The sequence below is a fragment of the Streptomyces sp. NPDC037273 genome, from assembly GCF_055603625.1.
Genome location: NZ_JBVJVO010000006.1, coordinates 56191 through 72439, shown reverse-complemented (window position 1 = coordinate 72439; position 16249 = coordinate 56191). Strand labels below are relative to the sequence as shown.

The following is a 16249-nucleotide window of genomic DNA, read 5'->3' as shown; positions in this document are numbered from 1 at the left end:
GAACCTGTGAACCACACGGCCACTTGAGCGCCATCACCTTTACCCAAAGCCATTCCATCGAGTGACGAATGGGCCATACGGATGACGGTCGCCAAGGCCCCAACTAGGGTGCGGCGCAGGCGTTCCGGCACTTGGCCCACCGGCATTGCGATGTCAGTGGCGGGTGCCACAGTGGGGGAGTGAGCAACACCGCCACAGGCAGTCCCGACGAGGGCAGGAGGGGGTGATGTCCGGCGTGTCCGGTACCGGTTCCGTTGTCGGCGAGGAGTGGGGTGCGCGCGCCGCGCACTCCCGGGCCCTCGCCGTTCTCCGTGTCCGAGGCAGGGCCCTGGGCCTCGCGGTGCTCCCCGCCGCGGTGGCCGTCGTGCTGTACGCGGGCGGGGTCACCGGCCACTTCACCGGCCCGGCCTGGGACACGGCCCGCTGGGTCGTGACCGTCCTCGCGGTCCTCGTCCTCCTCGTCGCCACGGCCGTCGCCCTCGTCGTCGCCCGGGCCCGCCCGGCCGCGACGCCGACGGTGGAGCTCGCCGAGACCGCCGCCCCCGATCTGTACCGGCTCGTCCGGGACCTGGCCGACCGGCTCGACGTCCCGGCTCCCGCCGGGATAGCCCTGACGCCGGACTGCGACAGCTGGCTGGAGGACCGCACCCACCGGGCCCATCGCGCGCTGCGGACGGCCCCGGGCGGCGACGGCGCCCCTGTCCTCGTCATAGGTTCGCCGTTCCTGTGGTGGATGCGCGTCGCCGAACTGCGCGCGGTCCTCGCCCCGGTCGTCGCCGGTACGGGCCCGGCCGCGCACCCCGACATAGCCGCCGCGCGCCGCTTCGTCCGAGGGCTCGACGCCGCCGTCGCCGTACCGGATGAGCCGGGCCTCGACCCGCTGCGCCGGCTCGGCGCCCATGGCGTCGGGCGGATCGCCCGCGTCCTGCTGCGGGCCTGCCGCGGGCACGCCGCCGAGATGGAGCGCGGGGTCGCCGCGGCCGGTTCGGAGCGTGCCCAGGCCGTCGACTACGGCGTACGGATCGTGGCCCAGGAGCAGGTCGGCCTGGCGTACGCGGGCTGGGACCGTCTCCTGACCCGGGTCGCGCTGCCCGCCTGGCGGATGGGCCGCTGGCCCGCGAAGCTCGACGCGGGCGTGGTCTCCGCGCTGACCGAACTCTCCCGTCGCGACCGGCTCGCGGAGGGCTTCTCCTCCCGGCTCGGCGAGCGGCCCGCCTGCGACCTCCTGGAGGAGCCGGGCGCGGTCGACGAGGCCACCTCCCTGCTCGCCGCCCGCCTCTTCCACGGCGGCCCGGCCGAGGCCGGCCCCGACTGGTCCCCGGTGGAGTGGAGCCAGTACCCGGAGGAGGTCGTCGACCGGAAGTGGCGCACCGACGCCGCCCGCCTCCACCAAGTCCTCGACGGCCTCGGTGTCGCCGACCCCACCACCGACCCCGCCACCCACACCACCGCGCCCACCCTCACCCGCGTCATCACCCACCTGACCACCACCCGCCCCACAAGCCCCACAAGCCCCACAAGCCCCTCGGCGTCGACCCCCGAAGCCGTACGCCCGACCCCCGAGGCCGTACGCCACGAGCCCGTGCACGACCACGACCACGAGCCCGCGACGCCGCAGGCGGCCGAAGTCGACGACTTCGATGACGACGACGAGCCCGTGAACCCGGCCGCCGAGGCGCTCGCCGGGGCGCTCAGCGCGCTGTTGGTGCGGGAGGAGGCGGCGCGGGAGGCGCGGGTGGCCGCGGCGGCCGAGAGTGCGCGCCGCGCGGAGAAGGGCGGTAAGGCGGTGGCGGTGAGCGGTCCGGACGGGCCTCTGCCGCTGTTCCCGCTCCAGCCGCCGCGTACCGGCCGTGACCTGCTCGCGGACCACGTCACGGCGATGGTCTGCTGTGCGGCGGTGGACACCGCGGAGGCGGCGCCCGGCCTCGACTGGCTCGACGGGCCCGCGCTGCTCGTCGGCGGCGAGCGTGCGGCGGACCTCGGGCCCCGCGTCCTCGCGCTCGTCGAGGACGGCGACCCGGAGCCGCTGACCGTCTGGCTGGCCCGCACCGGCGTGCGCCCGGAGAAGCCCGTACGCCTGGTCTGAGGCCGTCCGCGCCACACGCGGCAGCCGGACGACGACCGGGCGGCCGCCGCACGCGGCAGCCGGACGACGGCCGGACCACGGCCCGACGACGACCGGACCACGGCCCGACGACGACCGGGCGACGGCCGGAGGGCGGCCTTCCACTCTCGTCAATTCACGACGAACGGTGACGGAGTGCGTGCGTTATGTGATGTGCTGGAGACCGTCACTGACAAAGGCAAGAACCAGCGGCACTGACCAGCCGACAAGCCGATGAGCAGGCCAGCCGACCGGGGGAGTCGAGGGAGGGGCGCAGCATGGGGGCGGAGCAGATCAGACGGTGGGAGTCGGGTGCGCTCGCGCATGCCGTGAGCGATCCCTTCGGCCAGGGCCCGCTGCCGTGGCTGCGCGGCTCGGACAACTACTTCGACGACACCGGTCAGATGGTCCCCTGGTACGCGGACGAGATCCTGGCCAGGGGCGGCAGCGGCGGCCCCCGTACGGCCGACGACGTGCGCCGGCAGATCAAGGGCTTCGCGTCGGACGGGGCCGTGGCGCCGGGGGAGTCGATCGACTTCCATGTCACGGTGGACCCGCCGCAGCAGTTCTCGGTGGACGTGTACCGGATCGGGCACTACGGCGGCGACGGCGCGGCGAAGATCACCACGAGTCCGCGGCTGTCCGGGATCGTCCAGCCGGCCCCGCTGACCGCGGACCGCACGGTCTCGTGTCACCACTGGTGGCAGTCCTGGCGGTTGCAGGTCCCGACGTACTGGTCGATCGGCGCGTACGTGGCCGTGCTGACCACCGCCGACGGCTACCGCTCGCACATCCCCTTCACGGTCCGGGACAACCATCCGGCCGATCTGCTGCTCGTCCTCCCGGACGTGACCTGGCAGGCGTACAACCTCTATCCGGAGGACGGTCACACGGGCGCGAGCCTCTACCACGCGTGGGACGAGGACGGGCGGCTGCTCGGCGAGGAGGAGGCGGCCGTCACGGTCTCCTTCGACCGGCCGTACGCGGGGGCGGGCCTGCCGCTGCACGTGGGGCACGCGTACGACTTCATCCGCTGGGCCGAGCGGTACGGCTACGACCTGGCGTACGCGGAGACGCGCGATCTGCACGCGGGCCGGGTGGACCCGAGCCGCTACCGGGGCCTGGTCTTCCCCGGCCACGACGAGTACTGGTCGGCGCCGATGCGCAGGACCGCCGAACTCGCCCGGGACCAGGGCACGTCGCTGGTGTTCCTGTCCGCCAACACCATGTACTGGCAGGTGGAGCTCGGCCCTTCGCCGTCCGGGGTGCCGGACCGGCTGCTGACCTGCCGGAAGCGGCGCGGCCCCGGCCGTCCCGCGCTCTGGCGGGAGGTCGACCGGCCGGAGCAGCAGCTCCTCGGCATCCAGTACGCGGGGCGGGTGCCCGAACCGCACCCGCTGGTCGTACGGAACGCCGATCACTGGCTCTGGGAGGCCACCGGCGCCGGCGACGGCGACGAACTCCCGGGTCTGGTCGCGGGGGAGGCCGACCGGTACTTCCCGCGCACCCCGCTCCCCGAGCACCAGGGCCGCATCCTGCTGGCGCACTCGCCCTACCGGGACGGTGAGGGCGCCCTGCGTCACCAGGAGACGAGTCTCTACCGGGCTCCTTCGGGCGCCTGGGTCTTCGCGTCCGGCACCTTCGCCTGGTCGCCGGCGCTGGACCGGCCGGGCCATGTCGACTCGCGGGTCCAGCGCGCCACCGCGAACCTCCTCGACCGGATCTGTAAGAGGGACTGATCAGGGGGTCGCCGGGCCCGACGGTCGCGTCCGTCCGCGTGTGCGAGAGAATCGGACTCGCTCCTGGATCAACCTACGCGGAGGAACCGTGTCCGGATTCGTAGAAAAGCCCGAGCCCGTCCAGGTCCCGGGCCTCACCCATCTCCACACGGGCAAGGTCCGCGACCTGTACCGGAACGAGGCGGGCGACCTCGTCATGGTGGCGAGCGACCGCATGTCGGCCTATGACTGGGTGCTGCCCACCGAGATCCCCGACAAGGGCCGGGTCCTCACCCAGCTGTCCCTGTGGTGGTTCGACCGGCTCACCGACCTGGTCCCCAACCACGTGCTCTCCACCGAGCTGCCGGCCGGCGCCCCCGCCGACTGGGCGGGCCGCACCCTGATCTGCAAGTCGCTGAACATGGTCCCGGTCGAGTGCGTCGCCCGCGGCTATCTGACCGGCTCGGGCCTCGTGGAGTACGACGAGTCCCGCACGGTCTGCGGTCTCGCGCTGCCCGAGGGCCTGAGCGACGGTTCGGAGCTGCCCGCGCCGATCTTCACCCCGGCGACGAAGGCCGCGGTCGGCGACCACGACGAGAACGTGTCGTACGAGGAGGTCGCCCGCCAGGTCGGCGCCGAGACGGCCGCGCTGCTGCGTCAGCAGACCCTCGCCGTGTACGGCCGGGCCCGTGACATCGCCCGCGAGCGGGGCATCATCCTCGCGGACACCAAGTTCGAGTTCGGCTTCGAGGGCGACACGCTCGTCCTGGCCGACGAGGTCCTCACCCCGGACTCGTCCCGCTTCTGGCCGGCCGACCAGTGGCAGCCGGGCCGCGCCCAGCCCTCGTACGACAAGCAGTTCGTGCGGAACTGGCTGACCTCGCCGGCCTCGGGCTGGGACCGCAAGAGCGAGCAGCCTCCGCCGCCGCTCCCGCAGGAGATCGTGGACGCGACGCGCGCCAAGTACGTCGAGGCGTTCGAGCTGCTGACCGGGAACAGCTGGTCGTAGCAACGAGAAAGCCCCCCGGTCGGATCGACCGGGGGGCTTCTTCATGGAGCGGACGACGAGATTCGAACTCGCGACCCTCACCTTGGCAAGGTGATGCTCTACCAACTGAGCCACGTCCGCATGCGCCGTAGCGCGCTGCTAACTATATACCCATCCCCGGGGGCGCTCGTGCCACCTTCCGGTGTGGGCCCGTTCACACCGGTCGGCGGGCGGTGTGAAGGGGGAAGGCATACGACGAAGGCCCCGGTTCCTGAGAACCGGGGCCTTCGTTCTTCCTGAGCGGACGACGAGATTCGAACTCGCGACCCTCACCTTGGCAAGGTGATGCTCTACCAACTGAGCCACGTCCGCATTGCTGCCGCTCGGCTTTCACCGGGCGGTGCGAGCACCACTCTACCTGATCCACAACCGTGGTCCGGACAAGCGGTGCAGAGCGGGTGACAGGAATTGCACACTGCGCCTTCCCCCTGGAAGGGGGATGTTCTGCTACTGAACTACACCCGCACGCTGCGTGAGGTTTGGCTTTGCGGCCTTGCCCCTCGGCGTGATCCAGACTCTACCGGATCATGGGGGGTGCCATGCAAATCGGTTCCGCCCGAGGTCGGGCCGGGTCCGGGGCGGGGTGGAGGCCCCGGGTCCGGGTCCCGCTCGGGAAGCCGCTCAACTCGCCGCGCGGAAGGCCTCGTAGACGCGCTTCGGGATGCGGCCGCGGGCGGGGACGTCCATCTTGTTGGACTGGGCCCAGGCGCGGACCGCCGCCGGATCGGGCGCGAGGGCGGTGTGGGTGTACGTCTCCGCCGAGGGGCTCCGGCCTGCCGCTACCCGGGCCGGAAGCTTGCGGCCGGCGGCGAGGTAGGGGGCGAGGGTCTTGCGGAGTTTCTTTGCATTGGCAGCATTCAGGTCGATCTCGTACATCTTCCCGTCGAGGCCGAACGCGACCGTTTCAGCCGCTTCTCCGCCGTCGATGTCGTCGGAGAGAGTGACCACCACACGCTGAGCCACGGATATCGGTCCTTTCCTGCGGCCGCCGAGGTCGAGAGTGCGCTTGTGGCGCCTCTGACGTGCTGCGATGCCGACCGTACGGCTGTGCCGGGACAATGCTGCTTTCTTCTGGATTCCTTTGTACAGCGGCGGGCATCGCATTGTGAAGCCCTGGCAATTGTTTCAGCGTGTCCCGGCGCATTGCGGCCCGCAATATTTCACCGGAATTTTCGGGGGAGCTTCCGCGCGGTGTGTGGACGGCCCTTCGTGTGACCCACGCCGCTCCGAACCGTGCTTTTGTAGGATCCTTCAGATCTCTACCCGCGTAGAATTTGGAGGCAGGTACGCTGAGGGAACCGCCCACGCAACACACCACCGGGAGTGCCAGTGGCACGCGTCGTAGTCGACGTCATGCTCAAGCCGGAGATCCTCGACCCTCAGGGGCAGGCGGTGCAGCGTGCACTGCCCCGCCTGGGATACGACGGAATCGCCGACGTCCGCCAGGGGAAGCGCTTCGAGCTGGAGGTGGAGGGACCGGTCGACGAGGCCGCCCTCGCCCGCATCCATGAGATGGCCGAAACCTTCCTTGCCAACACCGTGATCGAAGACTTCATCGTGAAGGTGGAGTCGTGACCGCACGCATCGGCGTCGTCACGTTCCCCGGAACGCTCGACGACCAGGACGCGCTGCGCGCCGCCCGCCTCGCGGGGGCCGAGCCCGTCTCGCTGTGGCACCGCGACAAGGACCTCAAGCAGGTCGACGCCGTGGTCCTGGCCGGTGGCTTCTCCTACGGCGACTACCTGCGGGCCGGAGCCATCTCCCGCTTCTCGCCGGTGATGGAGACGATCATCGAGCAGGCCAAGGCGGGCATGCCCGTCCTCGGCATCTGCAACGGCTTCCAGATCCTCACCGAGGCCCATCTGCTGCCGGGCGCGATGCTGCGCAACAACCACCTCCACTTCATCTGCCGCGACCAGAAGCTGCGGGTGGAGAACGCGGAGACCGCCTGGACCTCGGACTACTCCGCGGGCCAGGAGATCGAGGTCCCGCTCAAGAACATGGACGGCCGGTACGTCGCCGACGAGCGCACGCTCGACGAGCTGGAGGCCGAGGGGCGGGTTGCCTTCCGCTACCTGGACGTCAACCCCAACGGCTCGCTGCGCGACATCGCGGGCATCACCAACGCCGCGGGCAACGTGGTCGGCCTCATGCCGCACCCCGAGCACGCCGTCGAGCCGCTGATCGGCACCGGCAAGACGGACGGTCTCGGTTTCTTCACCTCGATCCTCAAGAAGCTGGTCAACGCCTGATGAGCCTCGACACCGTCAAGCACGCGAGCGAGACGCCGGACAGCGAGCAGCCCTGGAAGGAGCTCGGCCTCAAGGAGGACGAGTACGCGCGCATCCGCGAGATCCTCGGCCGCCGTCCCACCGGCGCCGAGCTCGCCATGTACTCCGTCATGTGGTCCGAGCACTGCTCCTACAAGAGCAGCAAGGTCCACCTGAAGCAGTTCGGCGAGAAGACCCCCGCCAACGACGCCATGCTCGTCGGCATCGGTGAGAACGCGGGCGTCGTCGACGTCGGCCAGGGGTACGCGGTCACCTTCAAGGTCGAGTCGCACAACCACCCCTCGTACATCGAGCCCTACCAGGGCGCGGCCACCGGCGTCGGCGGCATCGTCCGCGACATCCTCGCCATGGGTGCCCGTCCGGTCGCGGTCGTCGACCCGCTGCGCTTCGGCGCGGCCGACCACCCCGACACCAAGCGCGTGCTGCCCGGTGTCGTCGCCGGCATCGGCGGCTACGGCAACTGCCTCGGCCTGCCCAACATCGGTGGCGAGGTCGTCTTCGACTCCTGCTACCAGGGCAACCCGCTCGTCAACGCCGGCTGCATCGGCGTGATGAAGCACGAGGACATCCACCTCGCCAAGGCCTCAGGCCCCGGCAACAAGGTCATCCTGTACGGCGCCCGCACGGGCGGCGACGGCATCGGCGGCGTCTCGGTCCTCGCGTCCGAGACCTTCGACGACTCGAAGCCCACCAAGCGCCCCGCCGTCCAGGTCGGCGACCCGTTCCAGGAGAAGCTCCTCATCGAGTGCACCCTGGAGATCTTCAAGGAGAAGCTCGTCGCGGGCATCCAGGACCTCGGCGGCGCCGGGCTCTCCTGCGCCACGTCCGAGCTGGCCTCCGCGGGCTCCGGCGGCATGCGGGTCGACCTGGAGAAGGTCCACCTGCGCGACGCCACGCTCTCGCCCGAGGAAATCCTCATGAGCGAGTCGCAGGAGCGCATGTGCGCGATCGTCGAGCCGCAGCACGTCGACCGCTTCCTGGAGATCTGCGAGAAGTGGGACGTCATCGCGGTCGTCATCGGTGAGGTCACCGAGGGCGAGCGGCTGGAGATCTTCTGGCACGGCGAGCAGATCGTCGACGTGCCGCCGCGCTCCGTCGCCCACGAGGGCCCGACCTACCACCGGCCGTTCGCGCGCCCGGAGTGGCAGGACGCCCTCCAGGCGGACGACGCGGGCAAGCTGCCCCGCCCGCAGGACGGCGCCGAGCTCAAGGACCAGGTCCTCAAGCTCGTCTCCTCGCCGAACCAGGCCTCGAAGTCCTGGATCACGGACCAGTACGACCGGTTCGTGCAGGGCAACACGGTCCTGGCGCAGCCCGAGGACGCCGGCATGGTCCGCATCGACGAGGAGACCAACCTCGGCGTGGCCATGGCGACCGACGGCAACGGCCGGTACGCGAAGCTCGACCCGTACACGGGCGCGCAGCTCGCGCTGGCGGAGGCGTACCGCAACGTCGCCGCCTCCGGTGCCAAGCCGCTCGCCATCTCGGACTGCCTGAACTTCGGCTCGCCCGAGGACCCGGCCGTGATGTGGCAGTTCGCCGAGGCCACCCGTGGTCTCGCGGACGGCTGCTTCCAGCTGGGCACCCCGGTCACCGGCGGCAACGTCTCGCTGTACAACCAGACGGGCGAGACGGCGATCCACCCGACGCCGGTCGTGGCCGTGCTCGGTGTGATCGACGACGTGAACCGCCGTACGCCGATCGCCTTCGCGGAAGAGGGCCAGCTCCTCTACCTGCTCGGCGACACGCGTGAGGAGTTCGGCGGCTCGGCGTGGTCCGAGGTCATCCACCAGCACCTCGGCGGCATGCCGCCGGCGGTGGACCTCGACCGGGAGAAGCTGCTCGGCGAGATCCTGATCTCGGCCTCCCGCGACGGCATGATCGACGCGGCGCACGACCTGTCCGACGGCGGTCTCGTGCAGGCGGTCGTCGAGTCCTGCCTGCGCGGCGGGAACGGCGCGCGGCTGGTCGTCCCCGAGGGCCTGGACGCCTTCACGTTCCTCTTCAGCGAGTCGGCGGGCCGTGCGGTCGTCGCCGTCCCGCGCAGCGAGGAGCTCCGCTTCACCGACATGTGCGGTGCGCGGGGTCTGCCGGCGACCCGGATCGGTGTCGTCGACGGCGATTCCGTGGACGTGCAGGGCGAGTTCGCGCTCTCCCTCGCGGAGCTGCGCGAGGCCCACGAGGCCACGATCCCGGCCCTGCTGGCCTGATCGTCGGTACGCGTACGGTGTGAGCCCCCGCCCTTCCCGGGCGGGGGCTCTTCCGTCATGCGGCGGCGTCGCCCAGGGAGTAGAAGGCGTCGAGCTCGGCGATGTCCTCGACGCATTCGTCGATGTCGGAGACCTTGCCGCCGACGAGGGTGAAGAAGAGGGCGCCGGGCATCTCGATGCCCCGGTCGCCGTGTTCGGCGAACCACGTGTGGTTCGCGATGGCGTGACCGCGTCCGTCGACGCAGATCTTGCCCATCTCGACGCGCATGGTGCCGCCGGTGTACTCGCCCAGGTCCCGGTACATCGCGAGGATGTTGTCCCGGCCCTTGAAGTGGCCGCCGAAGCGGGTGCGGCCCGGCGCGTGGTGCGTACAGTCGCTGGTCATCATGGAGGCCAGGGTCTCCATGTCGCCCGTCTTGAAGGCTTCGTAGCCCTGCCGCACCAAGGCGGCGTCGGGGTGCTCGTGGTGGGTCATGGTCCCGTCACAGCCTCTCGCGAAAAGGGGACCTCCTCTTTCCAGTCTCGGCGCTAGCCTCGGGCCATGCCACCCGCCAAGAAGCGCCCTCGCCGTTACGACTCCGCCAAGACCAGGGCCGCCGTGCTCGCCCAGTTCGGGCAGGTACGGGACGCGGTCGTCGCGCTGCCGTCCGAGGCGCTCGACCGGCCGACGCGGCTCGGCGACTGGACCGTGCGGGAGCTGCTCGCGCATCTGACGATGGTGCTCGGCTCGCTCTCGCAGCGGCTGACGGAGGCGGAGCCCGTACGGCGTGAACTCGCTCTCGCCGACTGGCCGCTCGCGACCGCGAAAGGCGCGGCCGACATCGACGAGGACACCCGGGCGATCGCCACGGACGACCTGCCGGCGCTGTTCGACCGGACGCTCGCGGTCTTCGAGGAGCGGCTCGCGGAGGCCTCCGACGAGCGGCTCGTGACGACGCGGTTCGGGGCGATGTCCCTGGGCGACTTCCTGGTGACCCGGACCGTCGAACTGGTCGTGCACACCGACGATCTGAACGCGGCGACCGGCGCCGGCGTGCCGTACGACCGGCAGGCCCTGGCGGCCTGCACCCGGCTCCTCGCGGACGCCCTCGCGGTGAAGGCCCCCGGGGGTTCGGTGGAGGTCCGGATCCCGCCGTACGCGGTGGTGCAGTGCGTGGAGGGCCCCCGGCACACCCGGGGCACCCCGCCCAATGTGGTGGAGACGGACCCGCTGACCTGGATCAGGCTGGCGACGGGCCGTGCGGAGTGGGCGGCGGAGCTGGACGGGGCCCGGGTCAGCGCGAGCGGCGAGCGTGCGGATCTGGAGGACCTGCTGCCGCTGATGGGTTAGCCCCGGAACCGTACGGGCCGCCGTTCCGTCCCAACGGCATGCCGAAGCCACGCGCACTCGTCGTCCTGGTCCCCCTCCTTCTGCTCACGGCCTGCGGTACGGAGGGAGGCGCCGGTTCCGGTGGTGCGGCCACCGTCTCGCCTGACCTGCCGGTCGCCGGCACGCACTGGACGGTCGACGCCGTCACCGTCGACGGCCGCAGGTCGGCCGCGCCCGACGGGGCGCGGGTCGACTTCGAGGAGAAGGGCGGCCGGGTGCTGGGGAACACCGGCTGCAACACCTTCGGTGCCGACGTCGTGGTGCGGGGCGACACGGTGACGGTCACCCAGCGGGAGACCACGGCGATCGGCTGTCCCGCCGACCGGCAGCGCTTCGAGGACGCGCTGCTCAAGGTGTTCTCGGGGCCACTGAAGGGGCGGATCGAGGGGGACGGGCTCAGCCTCGCCCGGTCCGGCGGAAGCGACGGCGGCGACGGCCTGGAGCTGACCGCCGAGCCGGCCGCCGCGCTGCGCGGCACCACCTGGAAGGTCGACGGTCTGATCACCGGGGACACGGCGTCCTCGCTGCCCGACGGCAGCGGGGCCAAGGCGCGCTTCGTCGTCGGAGCGGACGGCCGGGTCAGCGGAAATCTCGGCTGCAACAACTTCTCGGCGACCGCCCGCGTCGACGAGAAGGCCAGGACGCTCACGGTCGAGGGCCCGGCGGCGACCACCCGGATGATCTGCACGAGCCCGCAGATGGCGCTGGAGACGAAGCTGTACGAGCTCCTCGACGGTCCGCTGACGTTTCGGCTGAACCACCGAACGCTGACGCTCACCGATGGCTCGGGCGAGGGCCTCACGGCGACGGCGGCCACCCGCTGAGCGGACGCCGACTGCGAACTCCGTCACATCGCGAGGGGGCCCCGGGCCTGGTACGAGCGTCCGCTCGTGGGGGTCACGGGGCCGGAATCCCTTCGCGCGCCTGACTCGTAGGCCCCTCCAAGGCGGAAACGATCATTTGGTGTGATCGCACGAGTGACGGTGGTCCCGGTTTTCCTCAATTCGGACCAGTGGTCGAGCCCGTCTACACTCGGAAACGTGCCACGCGGAGACGGTCGACTCAATCACGACTTGCTCCCCGGTGAGAAAGGCCCCCAGGACGCTTGTGGCGTCTTCGGTGTCTGGGCTCCGGGTGAAGAGGTCGCAAAGCTCACGTACTTCGGGCTCTACGCCCTCCAGCATCGGGGTCAGGAATCCGCGGGAATCGCGGTTAGCAACGGCTCCCAGATCCTCGTCTTCAAGGACATGGGACTTGTCTCCCAGGTCTTCGACGAGACTTCTCTCGGTTCCCTCCAGGGTCATATCGCGGTCGGTCACGCCCGCTACTCGACCACCGGGGCTTCCGTGTGGGAGAACGCGCAGCCGACGTTCCGGGCAACCGCCCACGGCTCCATCGCGCTCGGCCACAACGGCAACCTGGTGAACACGGCCCAGCTCGCCGAGATGGTCGCCGACCTTCCCAAGAAGGAAGGCCGCTCCACCCGGGTGGCCGCGACCAACGACACCGACCTGCTCACCGCGCTCCTCGCGGCCCAGGTCGACGAGGACGGCGAGCCGCTCACCATCGAGCAGGCCGCCGCGAAGGTCCTCCCCGACGTCCGGGGCGCCTTCTCCCTCGTCTTCATGGACGAGCACACGCTCTACGCCGCCCGTGACCCGCAGGGCATCCGCCCGCTGGTCCTCGGCCGCCTCGAGCGCGGCTGGGTCGTCGCCTCGGAGTCCGCCGCCCTCGACATCTGCGGCGCCAGCTACGTCCGCGAGGTCGAGCCGGGCGAGATGATCGCGATCGACGAGAACGGCATCCGCACCTCGCGATTCGCGGAAGCGAAGCCCAAGGGCTGTGTCTTCGAGTACGTGTACCTGGCCCGTCCCGACACGGACATCGCCGGCCGGAACGTGTACCTCTCCCGCGTGGAGATGGGCCGCCGCCTCGCCAAGGAGGCGCCCGTCGAGGCCGACCTGGTGATAGCGACGCCGGAGTCCGGCACCCCGGCCGCCATCGGCTACGCCGAGGCCTCGGGCATCCCCTTCGGCGCCGGCCTGGTGAAGAACGCCTACGTCGGGCGCACCTTCATCCAGCCCTCCCAGACCATCCGCCAGCTCGGCATCCGGCTGAAGCTGAACCCCCTCAAGGAAGTCATCAAGGGCAAGCGCCTGGTGGTCGTGGACGACTCGATCGTCCGCGGCAACACCCAGCGCGCGCTGGTCCGGATGCTCCGCGAGGCCGGCGCGGCCGAGATCCACATCCGGATCTCCTCGCCGCCGGTCAAGTGGCCCTGCTTCTTCGGCATCGACTTCGCGACCCGCGCGGAGCTGATCGCCAACGGCATGTCGATCGAGGAGATCGGCACGTCGCTCGGGGCGGACTCGCTCTCGTACATCTCCCTGGAGGGGATGATCGAGGCGACCACCATCCAGAAGCCGAACCTCTGCCGTGCCTGCTTCGACGGCGAGTACCCGATGGAGCTGCCGGACCCGGAGCTCCTCGGCAAGCAGCTCCTGGAGACCGAGCTGGCCGCCGGCCCCGCCGCCACCGCGGCCGCCGACGCGCTGCGTCGCCCGTAAGACCTCGCTGCACACCCGCAGTAACGACACGAAAGCTCTGAACCCATGTCTCAGACCACCGGTGCCAGCTACGCGTCCGCGGGCGTCGACATCGAAGCGGGCGACCGCGCCGTCGAGCTCATGAAGGAGTGGGTGAAGAAGACGCAGCGCCCCGAGGTCCTCGGCGGCCTCGGCGGTTTCGCCGGCCTCTTCGACGCCTCCGCCCTCAAGCGGTACGAGCGTCCGCTGCTCGCCTCGGCGACCGACGGCGTCGGCACGAAGGTCGACATCGCCCGCCAGATGGGCGTGTACGACACCATCGGCCACGACCTGGTCGCCATGGTCATGGACGACATCGTCGTCTGCGGCGCCGAGCCGCTCTTCATGACCGACTACATCTGCGTCGGCAAGGTCCACCCCGAGCGGGTCGCCGCCATCGTCAAGGGCATCGCCGAGGGCTGCGTCCTGGCCGGCTGCGCCCTCGTCGGCGGCGAGACGGCGGAGCACCCGGGCCTCCTGGGCCCGGACGACTTCGACGTGGCCGGTGCCGGCACCGGTGTCGTCGAGTACGACCGGCTGCTCGGCGCGGACCGGATCCGTACGGGTGACGCGGTCATCGCGATGGCATCGTCGGGTCTTCACTCCAACGGGTACTCGCTCGTCCGGCACGTGGTCTTCGACCGCGCCGGCATGACCCTCGACCAGCACGTCGAGGAGCTCGGCCGGACGCTCGGCGAGGAGCTCCTGGAGCCCACGAAGATCTACTCGCTCGACTGCCTGGCCCTCACCCGGACCACGGACGTCCACGCGTACAGCCACATCACGGGCGGTGGCCTCGCCGCCAACCTGGCCCGGGTGATCCCGGACGGCCTGCACGCCACCGTGGACCGCTCCACGTGGACCCCGGGCGCGATCTTCGACCTGGTCGGCAAGGCCGGTCAGGTGGAGCGCCTGGAGCTGGAGAAGACGCTGAACATGGGCGTCGGCATGATGGCCGTCGTGCCGGCCGAGTCGGTGGACGCCGCCCTGACGACGCTGGCGGACCGCGGGGTCGAGGCCTGGGTCGCGGGCGAGATCACCGAGCGCGGGGCGCACACGACCGGCGCCGAGCTGGTCGGCGACTACGCCGGCTGACGGCGGCGGAGGACAACACGAACGGGGCGCTCCTGAGGGGGCGCCCCGTTCGCGTGTCCACGGTCCTGCCGTCCGGGTGCGGACAGCACGGAAACCCGGCCGGGGATTCCCCGGACCGGGTTTCGGTGGTTCAGAAGGTCAAGCGCGACGCGGCGACGCAGCAGGACCGGACTCGTCGTCCTCGTCCTCGTCGTCCGTGTTGTAGAGATCCGCGTACTGGGCGTACGGGTCGTCTTCCTCGTCGTCGTCTTCGAACGGCTCGCCATTCGGCGGCTGGCTCGAAGTCGATGCGCCCAGCTCATTGGCCAGACGCGTCAGGTCCGTCCCGCCGCTGCTGTACTTCAGCTGGCGGGCGACCTTGGTCTGCTTGGCCTTTGCCCGGCCGCGCCCCATGGCTCGACCCCCTCGGTGACGGGGCTCGGTGGCCCCAGAGTCTTGACACGCGTTCATGATTCGGAACGGGCTCTCGACAGAGAGACCGGTCCGTAGGGCTTCAACGGTACCTGTTTCCGCGGGTCTACGGTACGCCGCGCGCATCACATACCCCGGTACAGAACCTTCGAGGTGCCCTTTCCTCGCTGGTCAATCGCGATTTTAACCTCTTCTTGAGGGCCGACCCGCCGAGGGGAGTGAGTGAAGTCTCCCCGGCGACGGGCCGGCCCCCGGTGCGGCGCGGTGCGCGGCACGGTCACGGCTCAGCCGCGCCGGGCCTCCGCCATGCGCTGCTCGGCGATCCGGTCGGCCGCCGCGGCCGGCGGAATGCCGTCCGCCTTCGCACGTGCGAAGATCTCCAGGGTCGTGTCGAAGATCTTCGTCGCCTTGACCTTGCAGCGGTCGAAGTCGAAGCCGTGCAGCTCGTCGGCGACCTGGATCACGCCACCGGCGTTGACCACGTAGTCGGGCGCGTAGAGGATCCCGCGGTCGGCGAGGTCCTTCTCGACGCCCGGGTGGGCGAGCTGGTTGTTGGCCGCGCCGCAGACGATCTTCGCGGTGAGGACCGGCACGGTCGCGTCGTTCAGGGCGCCGCCCAGCGCGCACGGCGCGTAGATGTCGAGGCCCTCGACGCGGATCAGCGCCTCGGTGTCGGCGACCACGGTGACCTGCGGGTGCTTGTCGGTGATCCGGCGCACCGACTCCTCGCGCACATCGGTGATCACGACCTCGGCGCCGTCCTGGAGGAGGTGCTCGACGAGGTAGTGGCCGACCTTGCCGACGCCCGCGACGCCGACCTTGCGGCCGCGGAGGGTCGGGTCGCCCCACAGGGTCTGCGCGGAGGCGCGCATGCCCTGGAAGACGCCGAAGGCGGTGAGGACGGAGGAGTCGCCGGCGCCGCCGTTCTCGGGGGAGCGGCCGGTGGTCCACTTGTTCTCGCGGGCGACGACGTCCATGTCGGCGACGTAGGTGCCGACGTCGCAGGCCGTGACGTACCGGCCGCCGAGGGAGGCCACCATGCGCCCGTAGGCGAGCAGGAGCTCCTCCGTCTTGATCTTCTCCGGGTCGCCGATGATGACGGCCTTGCCGCCGCCGTGGTCGAGACCGGCCATGGCGTTCTTGTACGACATGCCGCGGGAGAGGTTGAGCGCGTCCGCGATCGCCTCGGCCTCGGTGGCGTACGGGTAGAAACGGGTGCCGCCGAGGGCGGGGCCCAGGGCGGTGGAGTGGAGGGCGATGACGGCCTTGAGGCCGGATGCGCGGTCCTGACAGAGGACGACTTGCTCGTGGCCACCCTGCTCCGAGTGGAACAGAGTGTTCAGTACGTCGACAGGAACGCCGGTCACATCGGTCACGGTGGTGACTCCCAAGTACGAAGCGGCGGTTGCGGGCCTCCC

The 16249-nt window shown here is 70.7% G+C and carries 14 protein-coding genes and 3 tRNA genes; 10 read left to right on the top strand and 7 right to left on the bottom strand.

Features of this window, described 5'->3' with window-relative positions; genetic code table 11:
• Nucleotides 1-226 precede the first annotated feature (226 nt).
• The 3 genes from ACZ7G1_RS17800 to ACZ7G1_RS17790 all read left to right on the top strand — a co-directional run bounded on the left by ACZ7G1_RS17800 (nucleotide 227) and on the right by ACZ7G1_RS17790 (nucleotide 4831).
• Entirely contained in the window at nucleotides 227-2086 is a 1860-nt protein-coding gene (locus tag ACZ7G1_RS17800; protein WP_470878104.1) for a M48 family metalloprotease, read from the top strand.
• Between the two features lie 296 nt (nucleotides 2087-2382).
• Nucleotides 2383-3843 (top strand): N,N-dimethylformamidase beta subunit family domain-containing protein, encoded by a 1461-nt coding sequence (locus ACZ7G1_RS17795; RefSeq protein ID WP_470878103.1) that lies wholly within the window; start codon nucleotides 2383-2385, stop codon nucleotides 3841-3843.
• An 88-nt stretch (nucleotides 3844-3931) separates the two neighbouring features.
• Nucleotides 3932-4831, top strand: coding sequence for a phosphoribosylaminoimidazolesuccinocarboxamide synthase (locus ACZ7G1_RS17790; protein WP_470878102.1), 900 nt, complete (start codon nucleotides 3932-3934; stop codon nucleotides 4829-4831).
• Between the two features lie 44 nt (nucleotides 4832-4875).
• Here ACZ7G1_RS17790 and ACZ7G1_RS17785 read toward each other — a convergent pair.
• The 4 genes from ACZ7G1_RS17785 to ACZ7G1_RS17770 all read right to left on the bottom strand — a co-directional run bounded on the left by ACZ7G1_RS17785 (nucleotide 4876) and on the right by ACZ7G1_RS17770 (nucleotide 5833).
• Nucleotides 4876-4951: transfer RNA gene (locus tag ACZ7G1_RS17785), tRNA-Gly, on the bottom strand.
• Between the two features lie 158 nt (nucleotides 4952-5109).
• Nucleotides 5110-5182: transfer RNA gene (locus tag ACZ7G1_RS17780), tRNA-Gly, on the bottom strand.
• Between the two features lie 81 nt (nucleotides 5183-5263).
• Nucleotides 5264-5335: transfer RNA gene (locus ACZ7G1_RS17775), tRNA-Gly, on the bottom strand.
• Between the two features lie 156 nt (nucleotides 5336-5491).
• Nucleotides 5492-5833, bottom strand: a complete 342-nt coding sequence (locus ACZ7G1_RS17770; protein ID WP_470878101.1) for a histone-like nucleoid-structuring protein Lsr2 — start codon at nucleotides 5831-5833, stop codon at nucleotides 5492-5494.
• Nucleotides 5834-6199: 366 nt separating this feature from the next.
• On the opposite strand from ACZ7G1_RS17770, the gene purS reads away from it, so the two are divergent.
• Genes purS through purL form a run of 3 tightly spaced genes read left to right on the top strand, consistent with a single transcriptional unit; the run spans nucleotide 6200 to nucleotide 9371 of the window.
• Nucleotides 6200-6445, top strand: a complete 246-nt coding sequence (purS, locus tag ACZ7G1_RS17765) for a phosphoribosylformylglycinamidine synthase subunit PurS (protein WP_470878100.1) — start codon at nucleotides 6200-6202, stop codon at nucleotides 6443-6445.
• Nucleotides 6442-7122 carry a phosphoribosylformylglycinamidine synthase subunit PurQ gene (gene purQ / locus ACZ7G1_RS17760; RefSeq protein ID WP_043224763.1) on the top strand — a complete coding sequence of 227 codons (681 nt, stop codon included), beginning with the start codon at nucleotides 6442-6444 and terminating at the stop codon, nucleotides 7120-7122. Before purS ends, purQ begins: the two co-directional genes overlap by 4 nt.
• The gene (gene purL / locus ACZ7G1_RS17755; RefSeq protein WP_470878099.1) at nucleotides 7122-9371 is read left to right on the top strand and encodes a phosphoribosylformylglycinamidine synthase subunit PurL; all 2250 of its coding nucleotides are present in this window, start codon (nucleotides 7122-7124) and stop codon (nucleotides 9369-9371) included. The genes purQ and purL overlap by 1 nt, the downstream gene beginning before the upstream one ends.
• A gap of 55 nt (nucleotides 9372-9426) precedes the next feature.
• Here the strand turns inward: purL and ACZ7G1_RS17750 are convergent, their stop codons facing one another.
• Entirely contained in the window at nucleotides 9427-9846 is a 420-nt protein-coding gene (locus tag ACZ7G1_RS17750) for a nuclear transport factor 2 family protein (protein ID WP_470878098.1), read from the bottom strand.
• 66 nt (nucleotides 9847-9912) lie between these two features.
• On the opposite strand from ACZ7G1_RS17750, the gene ACZ7G1_RS17745 reads away from it, so the two are divergent.
• The 4 genes from ACZ7G1_RS17745 to purM all read left to right on the top strand — a co-directional run bounded on the left by ACZ7G1_RS17745 (nucleotide 9913) and on the right by purM (nucleotide 14420).
• Nucleotides 9913-10701: a maleylpyruvate isomerase family mycothiol-dependent enzyme gene (locus ACZ7G1_RS17745; protein ID WP_470878097.1), complete on the top strand. Its 789-nt coding sequence runs from the start codon at nucleotides 9913-9915 to the stop codon at nucleotides 10699-10701.
• A gap of 38 nt (nucleotides 10702-10739) precedes the next feature.
• Entirely contained in the window at nucleotides 10740-11564 is an 825-nt protein-coding gene (locus ACZ7G1_RS17740) for an META domain-containing protein (protein WP_470878096.1), read from the top strand.
• 216 nt (nucleotides 11565-11780) lie between these two features.
• Nucleotides 11781-13307: an amidophosphoribosyltransferase gene (gene purF / locus ACZ7G1_RS17735; protein ID WP_360797875.1), complete on the top strand. Its 1527-nt coding sequence runs from the start codon at nucleotides 11781-11783 to the stop codon at nucleotides 13305-13307.
• Nucleotides 13308-13352: 45 nt separating this feature from the next.
• Entirely contained in the window at nucleotides 13353-14420 is a 1068-nt protein-coding gene (gene purM / locus ACZ7G1_RS17730) for a phosphoribosylformylglycinamidine cyclo-ligase (protein ID WP_470878095.1), read from the top strand.
• 138 nt (nucleotides 14421-14558) lie between these two features.
• Here the strand turns inward: purM and ACZ7G1_RS17725 are convergent, their stop codons facing one another.
• Nucleotides 14559-14813 carry a DUF3073 domain-containing protein gene (locus tag ACZ7G1_RS17725; RefSeq protein ID WP_019887615.1) on the bottom strand — a complete coding sequence of 85 codons (255 nt, stop codon included), beginning with the start codon at nucleotides 14811-14813 and terminating at the stop codon, nucleotides 14559-14561.
• A gap of 302 nt (nucleotides 14814-15115) precedes the next feature.
• Nucleotides 15116-16207: a Leu/Phe/Val dehydrogenase gene (locus tag ACZ7G1_RS17720; RefSeq protein ID WP_470878094.1), complete on the bottom strand. Its 1092-nt coding sequence runs from the start codon at nucleotides 16205-16207 to the stop codon at nucleotides 15116-15118.
• Nucleotides 16208-16249 lie beyond the last annotated feature (42 nt).